General features: G+C 65.1%; 3 protein-coding genes. 1 reads left to right on the top strand and 2 read right to left on the bottom strand.

The annotated features are described in order from the left end of the window. On the bottom strand, window positions 1–260 hold a 260-nt coding region (locus VEK15_20270; GenBank protein ID HXV63047.1), incomplete at its 3' end, for a tetratricopeptide repeat protein. A gap of 7 nt (window positions 261–267) precedes the next feature. After that, window positions 268–1,191, bottom strand: coding sequence for a tetratricopeptide repeat protein (locus VEK15_20265; protein HXV63046.1), 924 nt, complete (start codon window positions 1,189–1,191; stop codon window positions 268–270). 53 nt (window positions 1,192–1,244) lie between these two features. On the opposite strand from VEK15_20265, the gene VEK15_20260 reads away from it, so the two are divergent. Continuing rightward, window positions 1,245–3,179: sulfatase-like hydrolase/transferase (locus VEK15_20260; GenBank protein HXV63045.1), on the top strand; the 1,935-nt coding region annotated here is incomplete at its 3' end.

Below are 3,179 nucleotides of genomic sequence, written 5' to 3'. Positions count from 1 at the left end.
CGATCGACCATACGATCTTCGATCGCGAGCAACTGATCGAGGGCCTTCGCCCCCTCACCGAGCTCCCGCAGAGCCCTTGCCAGATTGAAACGGGCTTGCGTATGGTCGGGCTGGATCCGGAGAGCGTCCTCGAAACTTTCGACCGCCGAAGCGTATTCGCCTGCTGCGAGCGCGGCGAGGCCCCTTTCGAATGATGCTTCGAACGCTCCGGGATCCTGAGCCGATACGACGACGGCAAGCACCGCCGCGACGGCCGTCATGACGAGCTCAGGACTCCTTCAGCTGCTCGAGCGCCGTGCGAGCCGCTTCCGCGTTCGGGGAGTCGGGCGCGAGCTCGAGGAACTTCTCGTAGCTCGCTCGGGCGCGCTCGAGGTCCCGGTTGCGGACATGAATGTTCGCCAGCATGTAGTGCGCGTCGGCGAAGCGCGAATCGAGGGAGAGCGTCCGCTCGAATGCCCCCACGGCATCGTCGAGGCGCTCGAGGTCGAACAAGGCGAGGCCGAGATTGAAATAGACGACGGCGTCTTGCGGCTGAATCTCTGCGGCCCTTCGGTAATAGGTCACGGCCTTTTCCTTGTCCTCCGCGCGGCTGAAGGCGTTCGCCGCGCGCAAAGCGGCATCGAAGCTCGACGGCTCGTGCTCGAGAAAAGCCACGAAGTGCTCGGCCGCCTCTTCGAAGTCGCCGTTCTTCTCATGGGCGAGCGCGAGATTGAAGTGGATCTGGTACACCTCGGGCGCTTTGGCCAGGAGCTCGTTGTAGAGGCCGATAGCACCCTCGAAATCCCCGGCGTCGAACCTCTGCCGCGCCTGCTCGATCTCCTCCTGGGCCTTGCCCGAAGTGGCGAGCAGGGCCGATCCCTGAGCGTTCTCGAGCGTGATCGTGATCTCGACGTTCTCGTTCACCCCGACCTGCACTTTCGCTTGGCTCGGAATGAAGCTGTCGGCGCTCACGAGGAGCGTCCATTCGCCGACCTGGACGCCGTTGAACACGAACTCGCCTTTCTTGTTCGACTTCCTGTTCAAGACCGCCGGCATGCTGACGGGGTTCTCCGCCCGTACCTCGGCGCCGGCCACGGGGTTTCCGCCCGAATCGACGACTTTCCCTCGCAGACGCGAGCGCTGCTGAGCGAAGGCCGATGCGCTCGATGCAACGAGCGCGACGAGAATGGCGAGAACAGTCGCTTTTTTCATCGGCGCTCTCCTCCGCGGCCAAAATAACACACTTGGGATAGGATCGCCGTTCGATGAAGGGGTTTGCCGTCGCGGCGCTCGCAATGGCTTTCGCAGGTTGCCGCAGCGAGCCTTCGGGACCTTTCAACTTCCTTCTGATCACGCTCGACACCTTGCGGGCGGATCGTCTGGGCAGCTACGGTTACGCGCTCGGCGCAACGCCCAATCTCGATCGCATCGCTCGTGAAGGAGTGCGGTTCGAGGAGGCGGTCAGCCCCGTCCCTCTGACCCTGCCCTCGCACGCCACCATTCTCACGGGATTGTTTCCCATGGGCCACGGAGTGCGAGATAACGGCACCTACTTGCTAGCAGACGAAGAGACGACCCTAGCGGAGATTCTGAAGGCTCAGGGCTACGAGACGGCGGCCTTCGTGTCGAGCTTCGTCGTGGATTCGCGCTTCGGCCTCTCCCAAGGCTTCGACACCTACTACGACTTCGACGAGGAGGCGAGCGCTGCCGAGGAGGCGAAACGAGGTCTCGCCAACGTGCAGCGTCCCGGCGGGGATACCGCGAAACGCGCGGTCGAGTGGCTGTCGCGTCCTCGCCAGGCGCCGTTCTTCCTGTGGCTCCATCTGTATGACCCTCACTCGCCGTTCGAGGCGCCCGAGCCTTACCGCAGCCGTTTCCCGGAGCGGCCGTACGACGCCGAGGTCGCGTATACGGACGCGGTCGTCGGCGACGTGCTCGACGCCGTCGGCGACGAAACGCTCGTCGTGGTCGTAGGAGACCATGGCGAGTCGCTCGGCGAGCACGGTGAGGAGTACCACTCGTGGTTCGTGTACGACGCGACGCTTCTGGTTCCCTGGCTGATGCGCTTGCCGCGAGTCGTACCGGAGGGCATCACCATCGAGGAACAGGTGCGGCTCGCCGATCTAGCCCCGACGGCGCTCGACCTCCTCGGGCTGTCCGTCCCCGATTCGATGCAGGGCAAAAGCGTGGCGCCGTGGCTCCGCGGGGAGGGGCCCGAGCGCCTGGCGGCGTACTCGGAGTCGCTGGTTGCCCACCTCCAGTTTGGATGGGGCGAGCTCACGGCCATTCGGGACCGCGGCTACAAGTACATCCAGGCGCCTCGCCCGGAGCTCTACGACGTCGAGAGGGACCCGGGGGAATCGAGGAACCTGCTGAGCGAGAAACCCGAGATTGCGGCCGAGCTCGCTTCCAGGCTGGCGCAGCTCGAAGAGGCTTTCCGGCGAGGCCAATCCGATGAGGACCGCTCGGTCGTCGACGCCGAGACCCTTCGCAAGCTCCAGAGTCTCGGCTATGTGGGGGCCGCGGGCTCTACTCCGACCACGCCGGAAAGTCTGGCCGTCGATCCGAAGGATCGCATCGAAGACTATCGAGAGTTCAGCGCGACGATCGAAGCCGCGTTGGATGCGCTCGATGCCTCGGATCCCGAGAGCGCGATTCGTCTTCTGAGTCCGCTCGCGGCCAAGCTCCCGATGCATCATCTCGTTCACTATCACCTCGGACAGGCTCATGCCGCGCGTCGGGAGTACGACCGCGCCGTCGAGGAGCTCGATCTCGCCGTGGAGCTCGCTCCCAAGTTTGCCGAGGCCCGCACGGACCTCGCGGAGGCCCTGGTACGGTCGGGCCGCGCGGAGCAAGCGGTGGCGATCCTCGAGGAGGGACTCGAGAGCCAGCCCGAGCATCCCGGCCTACACTTTCAGCTCGGCTTCGCGCGCCATGCCCTCGGTCAGCTCGATCGCGCCCTCGACTCCTATCGAAAGGCATCCGAGCTGGGTCCCGCTCAATCGCAGCTTCTCTCGAATATGGCGGCGTTGTATCTCCAGAGGAGCGAGCCATCCTTGGCCGTCGAGAGGCTCTCGGAGCTCGTCGCCGCCGACGTGGCCAACGCGCTCGCATGGAACAATCTCGGCCTCGCCCTCGTCCAGGCCGGGCGCCTGCTGGACGCGGGCCCTGCCTTCGAGAGGGCGACGGCGCTCGAGCCT

This window comes from Vicinamibacteria bacterium, from assembly GCA_035620555.1.
GTDB lineage: Bacteria > Acidobacteriota > Vicinamibacteria > Marinacidobacterales > SMYC01 > DASPGQ01.
The sequence above is the reverse complement of the archived record's forward strand: the minus strand, read 5'-3'. Positions and strand labels throughout refer to the sequence as shown.